17 protein-coding genes are annotated in these 21828 nt (G+C 69.9%); 4 read left to right on the plus strand and 13 right to left on the minus strand.

The genetic code is table 11. From position 1 onward, the window contains the following. Positions 1-54: 54 nt before the first annotated feature. The 4 genes from OHA30_RS25175 to OHA30_RS25190 all read right to left on the minus strand — a co-directional run bounded on the left by OHA30_RS25175 (position 55) and on the right by OHA30_RS25190 (position 4336). Entirely contained in the window at positions 55-1101 is a 1047-nt protein-coding gene (locus tag OHA30_RS25175; protein ID WP_328916149.1) for a LacI family DNA-binding transcriptional regulator, read from the minus strand. Positions 1102-1180: 79 nt separating this feature from the next. Continuing rightward, complete coding sequence (locus tag OHA30_RS25180; RefSeq protein WP_328916150.1) at positions 1181-2047, minus strand: carbohydrate ABC transporter permease; 867 nt, start codon at positions 2045-2047, stop codon at positions 1181-1183. Position 2048: 1 nt separating this feature from the next. Further along, positions 2049-2966: a carbohydrate ABC transporter permease gene (locus OHA30_RS25185; protein ID WP_328916151.1), complete on the minus strand. Its 918-nt coding sequence runs from the start codon at positions 2964-2966 to the stop codon at positions 2049-2051. A 32-nt stretch (positions 2967-2998) separates the two neighbouring features. Further along, positions 2999-4336 carry an ABC transporter substrate-binding protein gene (locus tag OHA30_RS25190; RefSeq protein ID WP_328916152.1) on the minus strand — a complete coding sequence of 446 codons (1338 nt, stop codon included), beginning with the start codon at positions 4334-4336 and terminating at the stop codon, positions 2999-3001. A 250-nt stretch (positions 4337-4586) separates the two neighbouring features. Between OHA30_RS25190 and OHA30_RS25195 the strand changes: the two genes are divergently transcribed. The 3 genes from OHA30_RS25195 (at position 4587) to OHA30_RS25205 (ending at position 11232) form a co-directional block, all read left to right on the plus strand. Beyond that, positions 4587-6602, plus strand: coding sequence for a beta-galactosidase (locus OHA30_RS25195; RefSeq protein ID WP_328916153.1), 2016 nt, complete (start codon positions 4587-4589; stop codon positions 6600-6602). 493 nt (positions 6603-7095) lie between these two features. Further along, on the plus strand, positions 7096-10203 hold the full coding sequence (locus OHA30_RS25200) for a carbohydrate-binding protein (RefSeq protein ID WP_328916154.1): 3108 nt from the start codon (positions 7096-7098) through the stop codon (positions 10201-10203). Between the two features lie 429 nt (positions 10204-10632). Continuing rightward, positions 10633-11232, plus strand: coding sequence for a hypothetical protein (locus OHA30_RS25205; protein WP_328916155.1), 600 nt, complete (start codon positions 10633-10635; stop codon positions 11230-11232). A gap of 191 nt (positions 11233-11423) precedes the next feature. Here OHA30_RS25205 and OHA30_RS25210 read toward each other — a convergent pair whose 3' ends face one another. From OHA30_RS25210 to OHA30_RS25240, 7 genes are all read right to left on the minus strand, one after another. Continuing rightward, positions 11424-12179, minus strand: a complete 756-nt coding sequence (locus OHA30_RS25210) for an amino acid ABC transporter ATP-binding protein (protein ID WP_328917988.1) — start codon at positions 12177-12179, stop codon at positions 11424-11426. A gap of 20 nt (positions 12180-12199) precedes the next feature. Next, entirely contained in the window at positions 12200-13174 is a 975-nt protein-coding gene (locus OHA30_RS25215) for an amino acid ABC transporter permease (RefSeq protein WP_328916156.1), read from the minus strand. Positions 13175-13184: 10 nt separating this feature from the next. Beyond that, complete coding sequence (locus tag OHA30_RS25220) at positions 13185-14093, minus strand: transporter substrate-binding domain-containing protein (protein WP_328916157.1); 909 nt, start codon at positions 14091-14093, stop codon at positions 13185-13187. Positions 14094-14215: 122 nt separating this feature from the next. Further along, a complete protein-coding gene (locus OHA30_RS25225) occupies positions 14216-14692 on the minus strand; it encodes a DUF3830 family protein (RefSeq protein WP_328916158.1) in 477 nt (158 codons plus the stop codon). A gap of 162 nt (positions 14693-14854) precedes the next feature. Continuing rightward, entirely contained in the window at positions 14855-15643 is a 789-nt protein-coding gene (locus OHA30_RS25230; protein ID WP_328916159.1) for a gamma-glutamyl-gamma-aminobutyrate hydrolase family protein, read from the minus strand. Further along, a complete protein-coding gene (locus OHA30_RS25235) occupies positions 15640-17139 on the minus strand; it encodes an aldehyde dehydrogenase family protein (protein WP_328916160.1) in 1500 nt (499 codons plus the stop codon). The genes OHA30_RS25230 and OHA30_RS25235 overlap by 4 nt, the downstream gene beginning before the upstream one ends. Positions 17140-17226: 87 nt before the next feature. After that, positions 17227-18219 (minus strand): Lrp/AsnC family transcriptional regulator, encoded by a 993-nt coding sequence (locus OHA30_RS25240; RefSeq protein ID WP_328916161.1) that lies wholly within the window; start codon positions 18217-18219, stop codon positions 17227-17229. A 723-nt stretch (positions 18220-18942) separates the two neighbouring features. Here OHA30_RS25240 and OHA30_RS25245 point away from each other — a divergent pair. Next, the gene (locus tag OHA30_RS25245) at positions 18943-19356 is read left to right on the plus strand and encodes a hypothetical protein (RefSeq protein WP_328916162.1); all 414 of its coding nucleotides are present in this window, start codon (positions 18943-18945) and stop codon (positions 19354-19356) included. A gap of 415 nt (positions 19357-19771) precedes the next feature. On the opposite strand, the gene OHA30_RS25250 is transcribed toward OHA30_RS25245, so the two are convergent. Continuing rightward, positions 19772-20731 (minus strand): nickel/cobalt transporter, encoded by a 960-nt coding sequence (locus OHA30_RS25250; RefSeq protein ID WP_328916163.1) that lies wholly within the window; start codon positions 20729-20731, stop codon positions 19772-19774. Further along, positions 20728-21525 (minus strand): hypothetical protein, encoded by a 798-nt coding sequence (locus OHA30_RS25255; RefSeq protein ID WP_328916164.1) that lies wholly within the window; start codon positions 21523-21525, stop codon positions 20728-20730. Before OHA30_RS25255 ends, OHA30_RS25250 begins: the two co-directional genes overlap by 4 nt. Positions 21526-21828: the final 303 nt, after the last annotated feature.

Consider the following 21828-nt stretch of genomic DNA (forward strand, 5'->3'; position numbering starts at 1 on the left):
GGCCGGTCCCGATGACCCGGCCGCAAAAGATGACCCGCGGCCACCGCAGTACCGCTACGCCGAGTCCCGGACGACGAGTTCGGTCGGGAGGATCACCGAGGCCGGGGGATCGCCGGCGATCAGGCAGAGCAGCAGCCGGACCATCTCGGAGCTGATCCGCTCCCAGGGCTGGCGGACGGTGGTCAGGGCGGGGCGGGAGGAGGCGGCGGAGGTCGAGTCGTCGAAGCCGCCGACCGCGATGTCCTCGGGGACGCGGCGCCCGGCGCGGGCGAGGGCGGCCAGGGCGCCGTCGGCCATCAGGTCGGAGGCCACGAAGACCGCGTCGAGGTCGGGGGCCTGGTCCAGCAGGCGGGCCGTCGCGGCCTCGCCGCCGGACCGGGAGTAGTCGCCCTCGACGACGAGCGCCGGGTCGTAGGGCAGGCCCGCCTCGGCGAGCACCTCGCGGTAGCCGGAGAGGCGGTCGACGCCGCCGGGGGTGTCGAGCGGGCCGGTGACGGTGCCGATGCGCCGGCGGCCGAGGCCGATGAGGTGGTGCAGCATCTGCCGGGCGCCGTTCCGGTCGTCGGCGGCGACGTACGCCGGAGTGGCGGCCTGGCCCAGCGGTTTCCCGCAGGCCACGACCGGCATCCTGGCCTGCTGGAGCAGTTCGACCATCGGGTTGCCGGAGTGCGAGGAGACCAGCAGGACGCCGTCCACATGACCGGAGGTGATGTACCGTCCGATCCGCCGCCGTTCCTCCTTGGTGGCGGCGATCATCAGCAGCAGCGGGATGTCGTGCTTGGCCAGTGCCGCCGTGCAGCCGCGCAGCAGCTGGCCGAAGTTGGGGTCCTCGAAGAAGCGCTGCTGCGGCTCGGTCAGCAGGAAGGCAACCGAGTCCGAGCGCTGGGTGACCAGGCTGCGGGCGTGCCGGTTGACCACGTAACCGGTCTTCTTGATGGCGGCGTTGACCGCGCGCAGCGACTCGGGGCTGACGTTGTGCCCGCCGTTGAGCACCCGGGAGACGGTGCCGCGCGAGATACCGGCCTCACGCGCGACGTCGTGGATCGTCGGCGGCCGGGGGCGGCCGTTGCCGGACGGCGGGATGGCGGATTGCGCGGGCATGGGACGGTACTTCCTCCAGGGCGGGGACGCGGTTCCGCGGCAGCCTGTCGATCGACGGCGGGAGCGGCCGTGACACTGGTCAGGACTTTACGGCCCCCGAGAGCAGATCGAGGCGCCAGAACCGCTGAAGGGACAGGAAGAGGGCGATCAGCGGGATCACCGAGAGCAGCGAGCCGGTGATGACCAGGGTGTAGAGGGCGGGGGCGGACGCGCCCTGCTGGAGCAGGGTGAACAGCCCGACGGTGACGGGGAACTTCCGGTCGTCGCCGAGCATGATGTAGGGCAGCAGGAAGTTGTTCCACACCGCCACGAACTGGAAGAGGAACACGGTGACCAGCCCGGGGGCCATCATGGGCAGGGCGACCGAGCGGAACAGCCGCCACTCGCCGCTGCCGTCCACCCGTCCGGCCTCCAGCACGTCGTCGGGGATGGCCCCGGCGGCGTAGATCCGGGCGAGGTAGATGCCGTACGGGCTGACGATGCTCGGCAGCAGTACCGACCAGTAGCTGTCTGCCAGGCCGACCTTGGCGAACAGCAGGTACTGCGGCACCGCCAGCACGATGGGCGGCATCAGCACCCCTGCCAGCAGGATGTTGAAGACCGCCGACCGCCCGGCGAAGCGGTACTTCGCGAGCGCGTAGCCGGTCACGCCGGACAGCACCGCCGACAGGGCGGCGCCGCCACCCGCGTACAGCGCCGAGTTGAGCATCCACCGCCAGAACTCGCCGTCGCGGTAGGCGTTCAGATCGCGCAGGTTGGACATCAGCCCGCTGCCCGGCAGCAGCGTGAAGCTGGAGAACAGCTCCCGGCCGCTCTTGGTGGCCGCGGCCACCACCCACAGCACGGGCAGCAGGGCGTACAGGGCGCCGAACAGCAGTACGACGGTGGGCAGCCAGCCGCCGCGGCGGGCGCCCCGGGCGGCGCCGGGGGTCTCGGTACTGGTCATGTCAGTGGTCTCCGTACGCGCGGCGGCCGGCCAGTTTCAGGAAGCCGAAGGACAGGACGAGGGTCACCACCGCGATGACCACCGAGGTCGCGGACGCGGAATAGATGTCACCGCGGGTGAAGGCGTCGCGGTACACCTTCATCAACGGGCTCCAGGTGGAGGACAGGCCGTTGGTGAGCGGCTTGAGGGTGGTCGGCTCGCTGTACACCTGGAGCGTGGCGATCATGGAGAAGAAGAAGGTGAGCACCAGGGCGGGCCGCACCATCGGCACCTTGATCCGCAGCGCGATCACCAGTTCGCTCGCGCCGTCCAGCCGGGCCGCCTCGTACAGGTCACCGGGGATGGACCGCAGCGAGGTGTAGATGACGATCATGTTGAACCCGGTGCCGCCCCACACCGCGATATTGGCGAGGGCCACGTACAGCCCGCCGCCTTGCAGCAACTGCGGTCCCTCCATGCCCAGTCGGTCCAGCAGGAAGTAGCCGGGGCTGGTGCTCGGCAGGTACAGGAACCCCCACAGCAGGGTCGCGACGACGCCCGGGACGGCGTACGGCAGGAAGATCGCGATCCGGGAGAAGGCGCGCAGCCGGGTGTGGTCCGCGTCCAGCAGCAGGGCGAAGAGCAGGGCGAGCCCGAGCATCGTCGGCACCAGGACCAGGCCGTAGCCAAGAACCCGTACGGTGCCGGCGATCAGCTCGGAGTCGCCGAGCGCCGCGGTGTAGTTGGTCAGGCCCGCCCACTGCTCGCTGCGGGCGCCCGGGCCGAGACCGAGGCCCGAGACATGGACCTTGCGGAAGCTGAGGTAGACCGCGTAGCCGATCGGCACCGCCAGCAGCAGGGTGAACAGGGCGACGGCGGGGGCGATGAAGGCGTACGGCGCGAGCCGCGTCACGCTCCGGCGGGGGTGTCGGCCGGCCATGGGTCAGGTTTCCTTCCTGCTCGGCGGCCGGCTCAGTCCGCGACCTTGAAGCCCTGCTTGCGCATGTCGGCCGCGGTCGTCGACTGCACGGTGTCCAGCGCGGACAGGAAGTCGGTCCTGTCCTGGGCGGCCTTGCCGAAGGCGTCCTTGAAGGCGCTGTAGGCGGTGTTGACGTTCGGGCCCCAGGCGGCGGGGGCGGTGGTGGCGGCGATCTTCGCGGCGGTGGCGTAGAAGTCGGGCTGGTCGGCGAAGTAGTCGGGGGCGGTCGCCAGGGCGCCGCCGGTCTGCGCGTCGGTGGCGGCCGGGTAGACGGAGGACTCCTTGACCAGGGCGTTCACGGCCTGCGGGTCGGTGTTGAGCCACAGCGCGAACTGCGCGGCCGCGTCCTGGTGCTTGGAGTGGGAGCTGATGCCGGTCGAGGAACCGCCCCAACTGCCGGTGGTGTCCTGCCCGGCGCCCCACTGCGGGAGCGGCGCCATCGCCCACTTGCCCTTGCCGCTGGGCGCGCTGCTGGACAGCACGCCGGGCGCCCACACCGCGGAGACCCAGGCGATCTGCGTGCCGGTGTCCAGTGCCTTGTTCCAGGCGGGGGTGTACATCGGCTGGTTGCTGATCGCGCCCTCCTTGACGAGGCCGCCCCAGAAGCCGGCGACCTTGCGGGTGGCGGCGTCGTTCATGGCGACCTTCCAGGTGTCGCCCGACGTGGTCCACCAGGAGGCGCCCGCCTGTTGGGCCAGGCCCGCGAACAGCCCCGGGTCGTTGCTGGAGAACGTGGTGAGGTACTTGCCGCTGTCCTCGGTACGCAGCTTGCGCGCGTCGGCGGCGAACTCGTCCCAGGTGGTGGGGACGGTCAGGCCGTACTTCTTGAACAGGTCCTTGCGGTAGTAGAACATCAGCGGCCCGCTGTCCTGCGGGACGGCGTAGACGGCGTCGGTGCCGAGCGTGACCTGCTTCCACAGGCCCGGAGCGAACTTGTCCGAGGCGCTGCCGGCCTGCTCGGTGACATCGGCCAGGACGTCGTTGCTGACCAGGGTGGGCAGCGCCTGGTACTCGGCCTGGAGCAGGTCGGGGCCGCCGCCGGCCTTGGAGGCGGTGATGACCTTGGTGAGCAGGTCGTCGCCGGAGGCCTGCTTCTCGACGGTGACCTGGATGTCCGGGTGGGAGGTGTTCCACAGGGCGACGACCTTGTCCAGGTTGGGCGCCCACGCCCAGTAGGTGAGCTTGACCGGGCCGGCGGCGGAGTCCTTGGCCGTGGCGGACGACGATCCCTTCGCACCGGAGTCGGACGATCCGTCGCAGCCGGCGACGAGAGTGCCGACCATCACGGTCAGGGCGACTCCGACGGCGAGACGGCGGTGCTTCGAAAGCATGGGTCCTCCCTCTGGCAGCGCGTCCGCAGGTTGCGGCTCATCTCCCGGCTGCTGTGAGCGTTCACAGTAGGGAAATCAGCCCGATACCTGTCAAGGCATTGCGCAGTAACGAAGTGGCAGCGTGGACAATCCCCAACATTGCGTAGAAAACACGGTGTTCCCTTCCGAGCGGCCAAGGACTTGCCCCCTTGCCGATCCCCTCGGTGGGTGGACTACGGTGTGCACGTTCACGGACAGGTGGGGAGATCGAATGACCGGGCAGCGGCTCGCCTTCGGCGGGGACTACAACCCCGAGCAGTGGCCGGAACACATGTGGGCCGAGGACATGGCGCTGATGCGCGAGGCGGGCGTGACGATGGTCAGCGTCGGCATCTTCTCCTGGGCGCTGCTCGAACCGTCCCCGGGCGTACACGACTTCGGCTGGCTCGACCGGCTGCTCGACCAACTGCACGGCCACGGCATCCGGGCCGACCTGGGCACCCCGACCGTCGTCCCGCCCGCCTGGTTCTACCAGGCGCACCCCGAGGCCCTGCCGGTCACCAAGGACGGCCGGCGCCTGGCGTTCGGCGGCCGCGCCGCGATCTGCCACAGCAACCCGCACTACCGCGCGGCCGCCGCCGACATCACCACCGCGCTCGCCGGGCGCTACCGGGACCACCCGGCGCTGGCCCTGTGGCACGTCCACAACGAGTACGGCGCACCGGTCTCCGCGTGCTACTGCGAGGTCTCCGCCGACGACTTCCGGCGGTGGCTGCGCGAGCGGTACGGATCGCTCGACGCGCTCAACGACACCTGGGGCACCCGCTTCTGGGGCCAGAGCTACGGCGACTGGTCGCAGATCGGCACTCCCCGGCTCACGCCCACCGCGGGCAACCCCGCCCAGCAGCTGGACTTCGCCCGTTTCAGCAATGACGCCATGCTCGCCAACTTCCGGGCCGAACGCGACATCCTGCACCGACTGTCCCCGGGCATCCCGGTCACCACCAACTTCATGACCGCGCTCAGCCAGTGCCGCAGCGTGGACTACTGGGCCTGGGGGCCGGAGGTGGACCTGGTCAGCAATGACCACTACCTCGTCTCCGAGTCCGAGCGCAGCCACGTCAACCTGTCGATGAGCGCCGACCTGACCCGTTCGGTGGCCGGCGGTGCCCCCTGGCTGCTGCTTGAGCACTCCACCGGCGCGGTCAACTGGCAGCCGCGCAACCTCGCCAAGCGGCCCGGCGAACTCGCCCGCAACAGCCTCGCGCACATCGCGCGCGGCTCGGAGGGCGCGATGTTCTTCCAGTGGCGGGCCTCGCGTTACGGCGCCGAGAAGTTCCACTCCGCGATGCTGCCGCACGCCGGTACCGACAGCCGGATCTGGCACGAGGTCGTGGCCCTCGGCGCGGACATCGGCCGACTCGCCGAGATCGCCGGCACCCGGGTGCGCGCGGACGCGGCGGTCGTCTGGGACTGGCAGTCCTGGTGGGCGCAGGGTCTGGAGTGGCGGCCCAGCCAGGACCACCGCGCCGACGAGCGCGCCGACGCGTTCTACGAAGCCCTCTTCGACCGGCACCTCACCGTCGACTTCGCCCATCCCGAGCAGGACCTGACGGCGTATCCGCTGGTGGTCGTGCCCGCCCTGTACCTGGCGAGCGAGGCTGCCGGAGCCGGTCTGCGGGCGTACGTCGAGCAGGGCGGCACACTCGTCGTCTCGTACTTCTCCGGCATCGTCGACACGGACGACCGGGTGCACCCCGGGCCGCACCCCGGTGTGCTGCGGGACGTGCTCGGGCTCACCGTCGAGGAGTTCCTGCCGCTGCGGGAGGGGGAGCGGGTGGGGCTGGGCGAGGTGGCCGGCCCCACCGTCGGCGACACGCTGCGGGGCACGGTGTGGACCGAGGACGTGGTGCCGCGCGGAGCGGAGCCGGTCTGGACCTACACCGACGGTCCCGCCGCCGGCCGCCCCGCCGTCACCCGGCACATGCTGGGCGCCGGCCAGGCGTGGTACGTCTCCACCCGGCTCACGCCCGAGGGACTGGGCCGCGTACTGGACCGGGCCTGCGCCGGCGGCCGTGTCCCCGACCGGTCCGGTCTGCCGCGCGATGTCGAGGTCGTCGTGCGCGAAGGCACCGAGTACGCCTACCTTTTCGCCATCAACCACACCGCCGCCGAAGCGAAGGTGCCGCTGGAGCGGGCCGGCACCGACCTGCTCGGCGACGAGCGGGTCGCCGGCAGCCTGGCCCTGCCGGCGGGCGCCGTACGCGTGGTCCGGCTCGACCCGTGACGGCCTGAGGGCGATGCGCCCGCGCCCCTGGCGCCCGCGCCCTGGCCGGCTGCGTCCCCTTTGACCGCATGCCGGTTCGGCCGCCTGCCGGCCGCCCGTTCGACCGCTTGTCCGACCCCGCGCGGGCGCCCCGGCCGACTGCCCCCGGCCCGGGGCCCCTGGCCGACTTCCCCCTGGCCGACTTCCCCCGGGCCGACCGTCCCCGTACGGCCCGGCGCCCGCGCGGATGTGCGGCACGCCCGGGCCGCTGCCGGACCCGGCGGGCCGTGGGCGCGCTCGGTGGTGCCGTGGCGGATCGCCCACGGCGCGTCAGGAGGTCCGTCACCTGAAGTCAGCGGGTAGGCGCGCACTCTTCCCATACACTGCGTAATATTTTCTTTATCTGATCGGAACCTTGCGGTCTTCTGACGTGCTCTGTACGGTCGTGGCGCCCGCCATCCACGTGCCCTCGAAGGAGCGTCAGATGCGTGAGATCCCAAGACCTTTAGGCGACATGAGGCTCGTCCCGCGTCTGGCCGTGGCTCTGGTCGCCGTGCTCGGCATGGTGGGGATGTCCGCCGCGTCGGCCGGCGCCGCGTCACACACCGCGGCCGCTCCAGCGGCGTCGGCCGCGAGCGCGGGGGCGGGCGCCGACACTCCGTTCACCACCTACGAGGCCGAGGCGGGAACCCTGGGCGGGGGCGCCGGCACGGTCGCGCTGACCTCGGCGCCGACGACTCAGTACTCCAGCGCCGCACTTGAGGCGTCCGGGCACGCGTACGTCCATCTCGGCGCCACCGGCCAGTCGGTGCAGTGGACGAACAACACCGGCCAGCCGATCAGCTTCGTCAACGTCCGTGCCAGCATCCCGGACTCCTCGGCGGGCGGCGGCATCACCGGCACGCTCGACCTGTACGTCAACGGCACCTTCCGGCAGGCGCTGAACCTCAACTCCAAGCAGACGTGGGTGTACGAGGGCAGCAACAACTACAACAACAGCGACGACCAGATCCCGTCGGACGGCTCCCCGCGCGTGTTCTTCGACGAGGCGCACACCTTCGTCACCGGCACGCCCATCGCCCCCGGCAGCACCTTCTCCCTGCAGAAGGACTCCTCGAACGGCGCGTCGTTCTACGACGTGGACGCCATCGACGTGGAGAACCCGCCGGCGCCGATCGCCCAGCCCGCCAACTCGATCTCCATCACCAGCTGCGGCGCGGTGTCGGACGGCAACCCGACCAACGGGTCCGCCGACAGCCAGTCGGTGGACAGCGGCCCCGCCATCCAGAACTGCATCAACCAGGCGCAGTCCCAGGGCAAGATCCTCTGGATCCCCCAGGGCACCTTCTATGTGAAGGGCACCGCGGGCCTCCAGGCCCGGGGCATCACCATCGCCGGGGCCGGCCTCTGGTACACCACGGTCTACCGCGATGTGCCGGTGCCCAACAACACCCCGCTGGCCGCGCTGTTCTCCCTGACCTCGTGCACCGTGCGGAACTTCCACATCGACGCCAACGCCGTCAGCCGCAGCACCATCGGCGGCGACGGCGGCGCCATGGACACCACCGGCACCAACTGGTCGGCCGACGGCATCTGGACCCAGCACACGATGTCCGGCTTCTGGGCCTCGGGCACCGGCGGCAAGGTGCAGAACAGCCGCCTGACCTCGATCTGGGCCGACGGGATCAACCTGAACAACGTGTCGCTCGACTCGAACACCGGAAACAACCTGACCGCCACCAACAACTTCGTGCGCGGCACCGGTGACGACGCGATGGCCATCAACTCGGTCAACTACAACACCAACGGCAGCAGCACGACCTACTACAACGCGATGACCAACATCACGATGACCAACAACACCACGATCGCGCCGTGGGGAGGCAAGGGCATCGGAATCTACGGCGGCAGCGGCCACCTGGTCAGCGGCAACTACATCAGCGACACCGCGCGGTACATCGGCCTGGGCGCCGGCCGCTTCGGCGTCAACGGCAGTGATCTGCTGTCGGCGACGCTGTCCGGCAATGTCGTCGTCAGGTCGGGCGGCAACGGCTACAGCCAGGGCCAGCCCGCGCTCCAGATCGGCAACGGCGGTGACGGCCAGAACACCGGGGTCGTCGACCACGTCACCGTGACCGGCAACACCGTGACCGACTCCCTCTACGACGCGGTCGGCTTCTCCACCTCGACCAACACCCTGCTCCAGAACAACACGATCACCACCCCGGGCCGTAACGGCGTCGTGATCGCGCCGCCGTTCTACCCGGCGCCCACGGGGTCGGCGAACATCACCGGCAACACCCTGTCCGGGCTCAAGGCCGGCGCCACCGCCTTCGCCAACAACTCCAGCGGCTTCACCGCGACGTTGAGCGGCAACAGCTGGCAGGGCGGCCCGGCCCCGGTCGAGGCGCCCTTCGGCGGCACCCCGGCCGCGGTGCCCGGCACCGTACAGGCGGAGAACTACGACACCGGCGGCCAGAGCGTCGCGTACAACGTCAACTCGGTCAACGGCAACGGCACCGCCTACCGCTCCGACGGCGTCGACCTGGAGGCCACCTCCGACACCGGCGGCGGCTACAACCTCGGCTGGACCAGCGGCGGGCAGTGGTTCCGTTACACGGTGAACGTCGCCACGGCCGGTACGTACACCGTCGGCCTGAGGGTCGCGGCTCCCGCCGCGGTGACCGGCGCGCTGCACCTGTCCAACGCGTCCGGGACCGACCTCAGCGGAGCGGTCGCCATCCCCGCCACCGGCGACTGGCAGACCTGGTCGACGGTCACCGCCCGCGTCACACTCCCGGCCGGCCGGCAGGTCCTCACACTCAACCAGGACAACGGCAACTGGAACCTCAACCACCTCACCTTCACGGCAGCGGGCACCGGCACCCCGGCGGCGGCCCTCGCGGCCTCGCCGGCCTCGCTGACCTTCGCCGCCCGGACGGTGAACACCACCAGCCCCGCGCAGAGCGTCACGGTGACCAACTCCGGTACGGCCGCCGCCTCGGTCACCTCCCTCGTGGCCGGCGGCGACTTCGCGCAGACCAACACCTGCGGTACGTCCATCGCCGCCGGGGCCACCTGCACGATCGCCGTCACCTTCACACCGACCGCGGCCGGCACCCGTACCGGCAGCGTCACCGTCACCAGCAACGCGTCCAACAGCCCCACCACCGTGGCTCTGTCCGGCACCGGCACCGGCGCCACCCCGAGCACCGACCTCGCGGCCGGCAAGGGCACCGGAGAATCCAGCCACACGCAGACGTACGGCTCGTCGAACGTGACGGACGGCAACCAGTCCACCTACTGGGAGAGCGCCAACAACGCCTTCCCGCAGTGGGTCCAGGTGGACCTCGGCTCCGCGCAGAGCGCGTCCCGCGTCGTCCTGCGGCTGCCCGCCGACTGGGGTTCCCGCACCCAGACGCTGTCCCTGCAAGGGAGCACCGACGGCTCCACGTTCACGACGGTGAAGGCGTCGGCGGCCTACAGCTTCGACCCGGCGAGCAACAACACCGTCACGATCACCTTCCCCGCCACCACTCAGCGCTGGTTCCGGGTGAACGTCACGGGCAACTCGGGCTGGCCGGCGGGCCAGATCTCGGACTTCCAGGTCTGGAACTCCTGACCCGACCCCGTACGACCCGGGCGACCTGTCCGACCCGACCCCGTCCGACCCCCGTGGCCCCGCCGGCGTGCTCCACACGCCGGCGGGGCCACGGGGGTTTTGTTCGTGGTCTTCCCCGACGTGTCTTCCGCGGCAGACCCGGGAAGAGCGGAGTCGGTGAGAATGGCGTACTGGATTCCGTGGTCGTCAATGCGCCGAATAATGGCTCGATTGTTTTGCCGGGGCCGGCGGATTTCCGCAGTGGTCCGGGGAATTTCTTGCGCCCGATTCCAGGTGGTGTGTTGATTCACTTCATGGGTCGTCGGCGAATCGCACGCAGAGTCGACCGGAACTCGCGTGACCGCGGAGCCGCGAACAGCGGGAACTGGCACGTTGATTCCATGATAGAGTCGGGTTGAATTCATGGGACGCCGAAAAAAGGGGAATGGCGTGAATACCGAGAAGGTTACGGCTCGACGTCTTACGGCCGGTGAGGTCGCGGAGTTGGGCCTCCAGGACGGAATCTTCGTCTCGGCGGAGACGGCCGGTCTTCCTCTCGACTGCTACGCTCCGGCTTTTCTTGTGAAGCCGGGTAAGGATTTCGAGGGAGGGTCCTTCACCGCAAGGACAATCTTCGGCGACGAGATCAGTGTTCTCCCGGACAGCACCGAAGAGTCCGGGGTCTGGGTCACCGACAAGGCAGGAGAAACAATCGAAGTTCTCCGGAGTGCCGGTGTCCTCCTGAACCTCGCCCTGTTCGTTCCCGAGGGGAACAAGGATTCTCTGGAGTCGCTTTACTCCGCCGCGCGGGACGCGTTCGGTGCGGGGATCGTTCAGCGCTGGAACGAGGAAGTCGTCGCGGTGCCGGACGTCAAGGTCGACCTGTTCGAGGAGCCGATCCGAGGACGGAAAGGCACCGGCAGCCAGAACCGCGACCGCCGCGCCCTGGACATCCACCCGACCCGGGTGCGGTTCATGGAGCCCAGCGACGGCTGGAAGTTCGTTGTCGAACCGCACAAGGAGGTCATCGATGACACACCGACGATCTGACCTGATGGCGGCCTAGCGGCCGGCTCGACCAAACGCTCGGCCGGGGTCTCCCGGCCGAGCGTTTGCTCGCACGGCAGTCGACCGGCGCGTGATGACCGTTACCGCTCTGCCGCGCACATGACTTCCGGTACCGCTGCCGCCGAACGGCCGCCCGGTGCCCGGCGGTCGCGGACAGGGCCGGCCGGGAGGCTTCAGAGCACCTTCGACAGGAAGGCCCGTGTGCGTTCGTGGGCGGCGCCGGTCGGGGTGAGCCGCGCGGAGGGGCCGGTCTCCACCACCCGGCCGTTCTCCATGAACACGAACCGGTCGCACACCTCACGCGCGAAGCCGATCTCGTGCGTGACGATCAGCATCGTCATCCCGGTACTGGCCAGTGACCGGATCACGTCCAGCACTCCGGCGACGAGCTCGGGGTCCAGCGCCGAGGTCGGTTCGTCGAAGAGGAGGACCTTGGGGTCCATGGCCAGCGCACGCGCGATGGCCACCCGCTGCTGCTGGCCGCCGGACAACTCGGCGGGGTACGAGTCCGCCTTCTCCTGGAGCCCGACCAGGGCCAGCAGTTCCCGCGCCCGCCGGGTGGCCTCGGCCTTGCTCCGGCCCAGTACGCCGACCGGTGCCTCGATGATGTTCTGGAGGATGGTCAGGTGGGAGAAGAGATTGAACCCCTGGAAGACCATGCCGATGTGTATGCGCTGCGCGGCCTCCAGGCGGTTCGGCAGTTCACGGACGGAGGTGCCGTGCGCCCGGTAGCCGAGGAGTTCGCCGTCGAGGAGGACGGCCCCCTCGTCCGCCCTCTCCAGCATGTTCAGACAGCGCAGGAACGAGCTCTTGCCCGCTCCCGAGGGGCCCAGCAGGCAGATGGTCTCGCCGCGCGCCACGTCCAGACTCACATGGTCCACGACCGTCTGGTCGCCGTACCGCTTGGTGATGTCCACCGCGCGCAGGATGGGGTCGGTGTCTGCGGAGGTCACGGCTGATCCACCTCGATTGCCTTGGGCTGGGCCCCGGACCGGCCGGGGGTGTTGCGCAGGGTCCGCTCCAGCAGCGTCTGGCCCACCGACATCACCGAGACGATGATCATGTACCAGAGACTCGCGACGATGAGCAGCGGGATGACCTGGAAGTTGCTGTTGTAGATCTGCTGGACGGAGTAGAGCAGGTCAGGCACGGAGATGAAGGCCACCAGGGAGGTGGACTTCAGCAGGTTGATCGACTCGTTGGCGATCGGCGGCACCGCCATCCGCAGGGCCTGCGGGAAGACGATCCGCCGCAAGGTGCGGATGTTCGACATTCCCAGGGCCGTCGCCGCTTCCCGCTGCCCGTTCGGTACGGACAGGATCGCCGCCCGCAGCACCTCGGAGGTGTAGGCCGCCTGCTGGAGCCCGAAGGCGATGATGGCCGCGGTGACCGGCTGCACCAGGTTCTTGGTGTCGACGTCGAAGAACTGCGGTCCGAACGGGACGCCGAGCCCCAGCGCGGGGTAGATCAGCGAGAAGTTGTAGACCAGGATGAGCAGGACCAGCAGCGGCATGGAGCGGAAGAACCACACGTAGGCGCCTGCCGCCCCGCGGAGCACGGAGTTGGCGGAGAGCCGCATGTTGGCGAGGACCGCGCCGAGGACGACGGCGATGGCGATGGAGACGACGGTGATGATCACCGTCCGCTCCAGCCCCTCCATGATCGAGTGGTCGAAGAAGTAGTCGCCGACGGTGCCCCAGGCCAGGTTCTTGTTGCGTGCCAGGCCCTGGAGCCAGAACGCGCACACGAGGACGACCACGACCGCGGCGACCTTGCGCACGTAATGGGGATGCGGGGAGCGGTGCATCCCGGCGAAGGGGTGCGGGGGGAGCCCGGCGGCTCCCCCCGCTACGGGTTCGGCCGCGGGCGGCACGTTGTTCCCGGGGAGCGCTGTCCCCTGGGGAGATTTGCTGGTGTCGGCCATGGCCGGATCCTCAGTGGGTCGGGTTCGGGGTGGGGTTGACGAGCGCCTTGGTCACGCCGGCCTTCTCGACGCCGTAGCGCTCCAGGATCTTCTGGTACGAGCCGTCCTTGATCAGCGCGTCGAGGCCGTCGGCCACCGCCTGGGCCATCCCGTTGCCCTTCTTGGTGGCCACGCCGATGTAGACCGACAGATAGCGGGGGCCGCCGAGGGTGAAGACGTCCCCGGACTGCTTGGCCACGTAGCCGAGGTTGGTGACGGTCGCGGTCGTGGCGTCCACCTGCTTGCTGCGCACCGCCAGGGTGGCGGCGCCCTGGTCGGCGAACGTCTTGACGTCGACGGCCGGCTTGCCGGCCTTGACGCAGTCGGCGGACTGCTGCTTCAGGACCGGGACGGAACTGGAGGCGGCGACCATGGAGATCTTCTTGCCGCAGAGAGCGTCCATCGAGGTGCCGAGCGCCGGGCTGTCCTTGAGCGACAGGAACTCGTAGTGGTCTTCCAGGAAGGCGACCTGGTCGAAGGCCTTCTCGCGCTCGGCGGTGACGTCCGCGCCGAAGACGCCGAAGTACGTTCCGCGGTTCACGCCCAGAAGCGCGTTCTCGAAGGAGTCCTTACGCTGCTTGACCGTCTTGCCGAACGGTCCGCTGAGCGCGTCGGCCAGGTCCACGTCCACGCCGACCGGCTTGCCCGACTCCAGCATCGCGTAGGGCGGGTACCCGATGACCATGGGCGCGACCAGGTCGCCCTTGGCGCTGTCCGGGGGAAGCTGCACGCCGGCCGCGGAAGCGCTGCTGCTGGCGGAGTCCTTCGGCGTGGCGCCGCTGGTGTCGGCGGAGGAGCCGGAGGAGCCGGAACAGGCGGTCAGGACGCCGGCGGCGACCACCGCGGCGGTGCCGGCGAGGATGCTTTTTCTGATCTTCATGATGGGGCGCCGTACTTTCTCGCAGATGGGTGGCTCCCGGTGCGGCACCGGAGACACACATGGCAGGTCTGTTTCAGGGGAATCCAGGGGGATTCGGGGTGATTCGGGAGGAGGTGAATCGGCTATTCGACGCGCCCGATGGTCAGCGACCGCACGCCGCTGACCCGGGTCTCGGCGCAGGCGGCGGCGAACTCGGCCAGCCCCTCCGTGATCGAGGCGAAGATGGTGCACGGCGTCCAGCCCAGCGGCCCGAACACGCGGCCGCCCTTCCCGTAGAAGACGCCGACCTCCCACAGTTCGAAGTTCAGCCCGGACATCTGACCGGGTTCCTGGAAGAACCAGATGAGGTCGCCGGCGCCGGGGATCACCTGCTGGTTCTCCGCGGGCAGGGCCCGGGGGTCGAAGGTGTGCGCCTGCTCGGGGAGGCCGAACATGATCTCCGGCCCGGCGTACATGGCGTGCATGACCTTCTCGGTGACGGGCTCCGCGAGGGCGTCCCAGATGGCCGCGCAGGTGGCGGGGGCGTCATCCGTGGCGAGGGTGGCGACGGCGCGGGTGCCGTCGTCGAACTGGAGGTAGATCCGGCGGTCGGTGCTCATGGGTTTCTCCGGGGGCGATGGCCGTCCCCACATACGGGACGGCATACAACAGCGAACGATAGTTCGCCATATTTCGGACAGGAACAGATTGTGAGGAGGTTCATGGTGTGCGAGGAATGGCGGGGTATGAGCGGGCTGGAGGTCCGTCGGCGGCCGTGGTCGTCAGGCGGCGGATCGGGGTGGAACGGCGGCGTACCGGCGGGCCGCGGTCACGAAGTCCTCGAACAGGATGTCGGCGTGGTGCCGTTCGCCGGGGGCCGCCATCTTTTCCGGGTGCCACTGGACCCCCCGGAAGTACCAGTCCGGCGTACGGCTCTCCGCCGCCTCGATCACACCGTCGGCGGCCCAGGCGACAGGACGCAGCTCGACGGCCACCCGGTCGAGGGCCTGGTGGTGGATGGAATTGACCCGCGCGGGTTCGGGCAGGCAGTCACGGAGCCAGGCCGCGTCGGTCAGCACCTCGTGCCGCAGGTCCCGCAGGGCCTCGGGGCCGTGCACGGCCGGATGGGCCGCGGTGACCGGAAGGTCCTCCCGGAGGGTGCCGCCCAGGGCCACATTGGCGATCTGCAACCCTCGGCAGATGCCCAGGACGGGCATCTTCCGGCGTAGCGCGCCGCGGACCAGGGCCGTCTCCGTCGCGTCCCGCCCGGGGTCGTGCTCGCCGGCCGCGCCTGCGGCGCCGTAGCTCGCGGGATGGACGTCGCCGCCGCCGGACAGCAGGACCCCGGCCACCGTGTCCAGGACCACCTCGGTCTCCTCGGCGGTGAGGGTGGGGGTCAGCACCGGGACACCGCCGGCCGCGCTGACGGCGTGCGCGTACTCGGTACCGAGGGTGTAGAGGTCGGTGCCGGCACCCAGGTAGGTGTCCAGCGGTCGGCGCCAGCTCGTGACGGCGATCAGGACCGGAGGAACCGTAGGAACCGAAGGAACGTGAGAAAGGGGCCGGTTCATCGGGGCTCCAGCTGGAACCAGGTGCTCTTGAGGTCGGTGTACTTGTCGATCGCGTGCGCGGACTTGTCACGGCCGAAGCCGCTCGCGCCCGTACCGCCGAAGGGCATGGACATGGAACCCTCCTCGTAGCAGTTCACCCAGACCGATCCCGCCTTCAGCCGCCTCGCCACTGTGTGGGCGGTGGACAGATCGCGGGTCCACAGACCGGCGGCCAGGCCGTACGGGGTGGCGTTGGCCAGCCGTACCGCCTCGTCGGTGCTGTCGACGACGAGCACCGACAGCACAGGGCCGAAGACCTCTTCGCGGGCGATGGCCATCTTCTCGGTGACTCCGGTGAGCACCACGGGTGCGAGATAGCTGCCCCCCGCGAGCGCCGGGTCGGGGACGAAGCGTTCGGCGGTTCCCGCGGCGAGCGTCGCGCCGTCCCGCAGCGCGCCCCGGACGTGGCCGAGGATCCGTTCCAGATGGGCCTCGCTCACCACGGCGCCCGAGGGCGCCGTGGGGTCGAGCGGGTCGGCCGGCCGCATCCGGCGCGCCTCCTCCACGGCGGCGGCGATCGCCTCTTCGGCAACGTCCCGGTGGACGATCATGCGCGAGGAGGCGCTGCACATCTGTCCCTGGTTGTAGAAGCAGGCCCAGGCCGTGGTGCGCCCGGCCCGGGCGACGTCGGCGTCCGGAAGGATCACGCCGGCCGACTTCCCGCCCAGTTCGGGCCAGACCCGCTTGCCGTTGGACTCGGCCGCGTATCCGAGGAAGCGGTGGCCCACAGCGACCGATCCGGTGAAGGCCAGTACGTCGACGTCGGGATGGCGGCCGAGCGCCGCACCGGCTTCCGGGCCGAGCCCGGGCAGGACGTTGAGCACGCCCGGGGGGACTCCCGCCTCCAGGGCGAGGTCCCCGAGCCGCAGCGCGGAGAAGGACGTCTGCTCGGCGGGCTTGAGGATCACGCTGTTGCCCGCGAGCAGGGCAGGACCGAGCTTCCACGCCGTCATCGTGAGCGGGAAGTTCCAGGGCACGACCGCCCCGACCACTCCGGCCGGCTCGCGGGTGACCAGGGCGAGCGCGTCGCCCGGAGAGGCCGGGTTCTCGTCCGCGATTTTGTCGGCGAGCTGCCCGTACCAGCGCAGACAGCCGGCGACGGCGGCCAGTTCGACGTCGAGCGCCTCGCGTACGGGCTTGCCCATCTCGATCGCGACGCGCAGCGCCAGTTCCTCGGCGTGGGCGGCGACCAGGTCCGCGAAGCGGATCAGGATCTCACCGCGCCGGGCGGCCGGCAGCCGCGACCAGCGGCCGTCGTCGAAGGCCCGGCGGGCCGTACGGACGGCCTGGTCCACATCCGTCTCGTCCGCCGCCGCCAGCCGCCCGACGACACTGCCGTCGCGCGGGCTGACCACGGTGATCTCCCGCTCCCCGTGCGGCTGGACCCGTCGGCCGTCCACCAGATGGCCGGCCGCCCAGTCAAGCGCTGCGGCTGGAGCCGCGTCGTGAAGCTGCATCGATCTCTCCTACGTTCCGGATGAGGAGAGATTATGCCTACTCGGCTATTTGGGCAATGGTTTCTTTCTTGTTCCGACAGATGTGGCTCACTCGTATCTCATGTTCGCCATCTGCATCGGGCCCCGCCGTAGTGCCTCCAGGACGACCGAGGACCGGGCGACGGTGACCGAGCCGAGGGAGCCGATGGCCCCGGTGAGGAACGAGTAGAGAGCGCCCGGGTCGGGCACCAGGCAGTCCACGAGGATCTGCGAGGACCCGGTGCAGGCGACGCAGAACCGCACCTCCCGGCGGCACCCCAGCGCGGCGCCGACGCTCTCCACCTGGTCCGGCGGCACGTTGAGCCAGATCATGGCTTCCACCCGCAGATCGTGCACCGCCGAGGAGAGTTCGGTCCGTACGTGCAGCGCGCCCGCGCCGAACAGTGCCTCCAGGCGCCGGCGAGCGGTGGGCGCCGAGATGTCGGCCGCCTTGGCCAACGAGATCACGGTGGCCCGGCCGTCCTCGGCGAGCGCCGCGACCAGGGACTCGTCCTCCCGGGTGAGCTGCACCGGCCCGGAGGCCGTCGCGCCGCGCGTCGGCGTCTCCGCGCGCAGGGTCTCCACGACCGGCGCGGGCAGATCGCCCACGCTCCAGTCGTAACCGGACCGGAAGTAGCGCAGCACGGTGCTGGCCTCCACCGAGACCACTCCGTCTATCGCGGGCAGCTCGGCCAGCAGGAGCCGGGAGCTGTCCTGACGGGTCCGCGGCAGGAGCATGCACACCACGTCCCCCGATCCCTCGACCACCGAGACCGACGAGGCATCCTGGCGGCGCGCGAGCTCCTCGCCGACCTGGAGGGCGGCCCCGGTGCGGGTCGACAGCCGCAGCACCAGGGGATGCGCCTCGCCGACGATCGTCGTGTCCAGGTAGGTCGAGACCTGTACCAGTCCGGAGTCGAGCAACCGCTGGCCCCGCCGCTGCACCGTCCGCTCCGACAAACCGAGCGCCCGGGCGATCGCTCCCCAGGTCGCGCGCCCGTTGGCCTGGAGCGCGTAAGCGATCATGCGATCGGGCTCGGTCAGCTCCTCTGCTGCGTTCATAGCCCAGAACCCTAGATGAGACGGTTCCCGCCGGGATCAGGCAGCGTGGCGTTCATCGCCGCCGCGACGGCCTGCCGTGTTCCAGCGCGCGGCGGCCGGACGACAGGCAGTGCCGCCCGTCCACGGCATGGCGCGGAGACGCGGCCTTCTCGGCGGAGGCGGCCGCCCGCCTGCTCGACGCAGCTCGCACTGCATCCGGGCCGGCCCCCGAAGCCGCCCGACCGCTGCACCTCGGCCCCCACCTACGTCACCGGCCCCGACGCCGACCTCGCACCCACCACCTCCGCCGGCGGCGGCGCCAAAGCCGCCGTCAAAGCGTTCAAGACCGTCAATACCGTCCGCAAGGGCCAGTCGCGTCCAACGCGTCGCATCCATGCCGAAAAAGGTGGCTTCCAAGGCGCGCTGGGGTTGCGCCAAGGCGAAAGTCAAATGGGGGAAGAAGAGTTACCTGTCGAAGTCCATTGGAGGTCGGTCAAAGCTCTTCGGCGATACTGGAGCAAAGGCGCTGCGACGTGGTGATACCAAGCGAGGCATCCTCCCGCAGTTGGCTCGGGGCAGGTCCGCACCGTTTTCAGAGCAAAGTTGGCGGGTAGAAAAATTGACCTGTGGCATGGCCCTCGCCGTGGAAGGTTTGAGCACGACCACTCCTGGTAGAGTAAGTTGATTTGGCTGGGCGGCTGTGTCGAACAAGTCGGTGCAGCCGCCCAAGTGATGGGTGAAAACATGGACCCGGAAGAACTTGTTGAACTTGTCTCTGTATTCATGTCACGAAACAAGATGTCGGTCGCATTTCCGATTTTGAGTCGAGAGGTGATCGATTGCCAGCTTGCGTCGATATCGGCAGAGGGGGATCTTGGGATTGTACTTGAGAAGCTTGGGCGTGGTGAAAGCTATCGCATCATGGTTGATCTCTTCACATTCGATGAAGTGCCATCAGACGTGTGCGCTGAGTTCGTGGGTGTGCTCTTGGCCGGCCGGGCGCAGGTGCGTGTCTGGGGTCGCTGGATCAAATTTGTGGAACTGAGCCTTCTTGTCGGGGGGAGCGTTTGGCGGGAGACTCGACGACTCAAAGACGGTCTCAGGCCCTGGGAGCTTGCACTGAGGGCCCCCGGAGATTCTGGGCACGGAACCCGATGAGCGCTTCCGATCGCGCCCGGATCGGGTGATGACTGGGGCCGTGACGCAGGAAGCTCCCTGCCCGTTGCGAGAGTGTCAACCACCGCTACGGAGCAAGGAGCTTCGTGGCCGCCTGTCGTGCCACTCCCGACCTGCCCGGCGACCTCGTTCCGTGGCGGGAGAACCTCATCGCCACCTGAAGGAGAAAACTCGGCGGGTCCTGGCGGAAGTTGACCTCCTTCGACCAGGCCGTCATGGTCCGGGTCCACTGACCTGGGCTGCCCGGGCGACGGCGGAACGGTCCGTACACCGGTCGGACGCCGTTGCGGACGTACGCGTGGCCGGGAGCCTGTGCGACCAGCGAAGGCGACTCGGCCTCGGCCGTGCCGTTCTCCCGGGTGCGGGATCGTCCTCAGCCGGTGGTTCGGCCCGGCTGTTACGCGGTGAGGGTGGAGAGGGCGGCGACGAGGTAGAGGCAGCCGCCGATGGAGACGCCCAGTCCGGCGACGGCCGGGATCCAGGCGGCCACGCGAGCGGCCAGCGGGCGCGCGTGGGTGTGGCGGGTGACCAGGGAGTGTCCTCGGACGGTCAGTACGCCGACGGCGGTCAGCGTTGCGGCCATGCCGACGCCGAAGGCCAGGACGAGGATGATCGCGTCGATCGAGCGCCCGGTGAGCAGCCCGCTCACAAGGACGATGAAGGCGGACGGGGACGGCAGCAGGCCACCGGAGAGGGCGAGGGCGAGCAGGCCACGACGGGACCAGGGGTCGAGATGGTCGTGGGTGTGTCCGTGTCCGTGCGAGTGGCCGTGGTCGTGGGTGTGTCCGTGCCCGTGTCCGTGCCCGTGTCTGTGTGCGTCCTCCGACTCGGGCTCGTCCGCGGCGAGATGAGGGCCGTGGTGCTCCTCGTGGTGGGTGTGTGGCGTGTCCGGACCGGCGCCGTGCCGGGTGGAGCCGGCCCGGGCCGGTTCCGGGTGCTCGACAGGGTGGTGTTCCCCGTGCGAGTGGCTGTGCGTGTGCCCGGCGCCCCGGCGGCGGAACTGGCGGTACGTCAGATGGCCGCCGACCGAGATGACCACGAGCCCGGTGGCCACCTGCATCCACGTGGTGACGGTCTGGGTCCCGTAGCCGGCCGCACCGGTCAGCCCCACCCAGGCAGTGGCCAGCACCAGTACGGAAAGGGTGTGCATGACCGCGACGATCACGCCGAGGCGCAAGGCGTCCCTGTTGCGTCCCCGAACCCCCACCAGGTAGGCGGCCGTCACGGTCTTGCCGTGGCCGGGGGCGACCGCGTGCAGCGCTCCGACTCCCAGCGCCACGATCAGGGCGACCCAGAAGACGCCTCTGCTGTCGAAGAGGGCGATCAGGTGTCTCTCGTATCCGCTCACGCCGTTCATGTCGTGGCCTTCCTTGTGCGCCGCGGGCGGCGCAGTAGTGCGAACAGTCCTCCGGCGGCCAGCACCGCGGCGATGCCGCTGGTGGCGAGCGCGGTCGCGGGTGCGCCGCCGGTCGCGTCGCCCGTTGCGAAGTCCAGGCGCTGGGTGGTGTGGTCGGAGGTGACGAGGGTCCGGGCGGGGGTGGCGTGGGCGGCGCTGAGCATGGTCCGGTAGGCCGCGTTGAGGTCGGTCAGCGCGGTGAGCCGTACGTCCACGTCGTCGACGGGTCGGGGGCAGGCGAACGTGAAGTCCACCCCGTTGTCGAGCAGGTGCTGCGGCACCACGAGCGCGCCGCGGCAGGGTGCGCCGCGCTGGCTCACCCCGATGCGGTCCAGCAGGTAGGAGTGCAGCTTCCGCGACCGTTGAAGCTTCTGCTCCCCGGTCAGGGTGGCGAAGTCCTCGTCGCCGGTGGGGTTATCGAACGCGCCGAGCGCCTCGCCGAGCAGGACCCAGTCGTCGGCGCTGGCCTTCCAGACCAGTTGGACCTGTGCACCCTCGGCGCTGATCCGGGCCGTGGGCGGAGGGCCGAAGGGGTGGGCGGCCGCCGGAGTCGCCGGTCCGGCGAGGGCCAGTACGACGGCGGCACAGGCCGTAAGGACTGCGGCGAGGGCCCGGCGCGGGACGGGGCTGACCGTTCTCGCCCGTCCGCCGGAGAGCCGCGCCGCGGTGCGTGCCGAGGTACGCGCCGCGCTGCGCCGTACTGCCGGATCGTCGCGGGTGGGTGCGGCGGCCCACCGGCCGCTGACATGGATCACTTCGAACCCCTATGGATGAGTCTCCCGTCATAGAGGGAGGAAGGCCCTCTGGATTCAGCCCTACCAATTCGAACGAAAGTGACTCACCGCCTTACCCGGGCATGAACTTCACACTGCCTGCGCGTGGGCGGTGAATGTCCCGGGGCTCCCGTTGCCCAGGTGAAGCCGGCGACGAAGCCGCCGTGCGCGGGGCCGGGGATGTCCGTACGCGCTTCCGGACCTGCCGTACGACTACTGCGCGCTCGCTCCGGAACGGCGGCAACGGCGGCTCCGGGCCGCCCAGGACGAAGGGCGTGTGGATCA

Origin of the sequence: Streptomyces sp. NBC_00223 (genome assembly GCF_036199905.1) — a bacterium.
Lineage (GTDB): Bacteria > Actinomycetota > Actinomycetes > Streptomycetales > Streptomycetaceae > Actinacidiphila.

Excerpts from the sequence above, each read along its gene's own strand:
- OHA30_RS25195 (WP_328916153.1), top strand. The coding sequence starts at position 4,587 with ATGACCGGGCAGCGGCTCGCCTTCGGCGGGGACTACAACCCCGAGCAG.
- OHA30_RS25235 (WP_328916160.1), bottom strand. The coding sequence starts at position 17,139 with ATGCAGCTTCACGACGCGGCTCCAGCCGCAGCGCTTGACTGGGCGGCC.
- OHA30_RS25240 (WP_328916161.1), bottom strand. The coding sequence starts at position 18,219 with ATGAACGCAGCAGAGGAGCTGACCGAGCCCGATCGCATGATCGCTTAC.
- OHA30_RS25190 (WP_328916152.1), bottom strand. The coding sequence starts at position 4,336 with ATGCTTTCGAAGCACCGCCGTCTCGCCGTCGGAGTCGCCCTGACCGTG.
- OHA30_RS25200 (WP_328916154.1), top strand. The coding sequence starts at position 7,096 with ATGAGGCTCGTCCCGCGTCTGGCCGTGGCTCTGGTCGCCGTGCTCGGC.
- OHA30_RS25225 (WP_328916158.1), bottom strand. The coding sequence starts at position 14,692 with ATGAGCACCGACCGCCGGATCTACCTCCAGTTCGACGACGGCACCCGC.
- OHA30_RS25245 (WP_328916162.1), top strand. The coding sequence starts at position 18,943 with ATGGACCCGGAAGAACTTGTTGAACTTGTCTCTGTATTCATGTCACGA.
- OHA30_RS25215 (WP_328916156.1), bottom strand. The coding sequence starts at position 13,174 with ATGGCCGACACCAGCAAATCTCCCCAGGGGACAGCGCTCCCCGGGAAC.
- OHA30_RS25230 (WP_328916159.1), bottom strand. The coding sequence starts at position 15,643 with ATGAACCGGCCCCTTTCTCACGTTCCTTCGGTTCCTACGGTTCCTCCG.
- OHA30_RS25185 (WP_328916151.1), bottom strand. The coding sequence starts at position 2,966 with ATGGCCGGCCGACACCCCCGCCGGAGCGTGACGCGGCTCGCGCCGTAC.
- OHA30_RS25250 (WP_328916163.1), bottom strand. The coding sequence starts at position 20,731 with ATGAACGGCGTGAGCGGATACGAGAGACACCTGATCGCCCTCTTCGAC.
- OHA30_RS25180 (WP_328916150.1), bottom strand. The coding sequence starts at position 2,047 with ATGACCAGTACCGAGACCCCCGGCGCCGCCCGGGGCGCCCGCCGCGGC.
- OHA30_RS25175 (WP_328916149.1), bottom strand. The coding sequence starts at position 1,101 with ATGCCCGCGCAATCCGCCATCCCGCCGTCCGGCAACGGCCGCCCCCGG.
- OHA30_RS25220 (WP_328916157.1), bottom strand. The coding sequence starts at position 14,093 with ATGAAGATCAGAAAAAGCATCCTCGCCGGCACCGCCGCGGTGGTCGCC.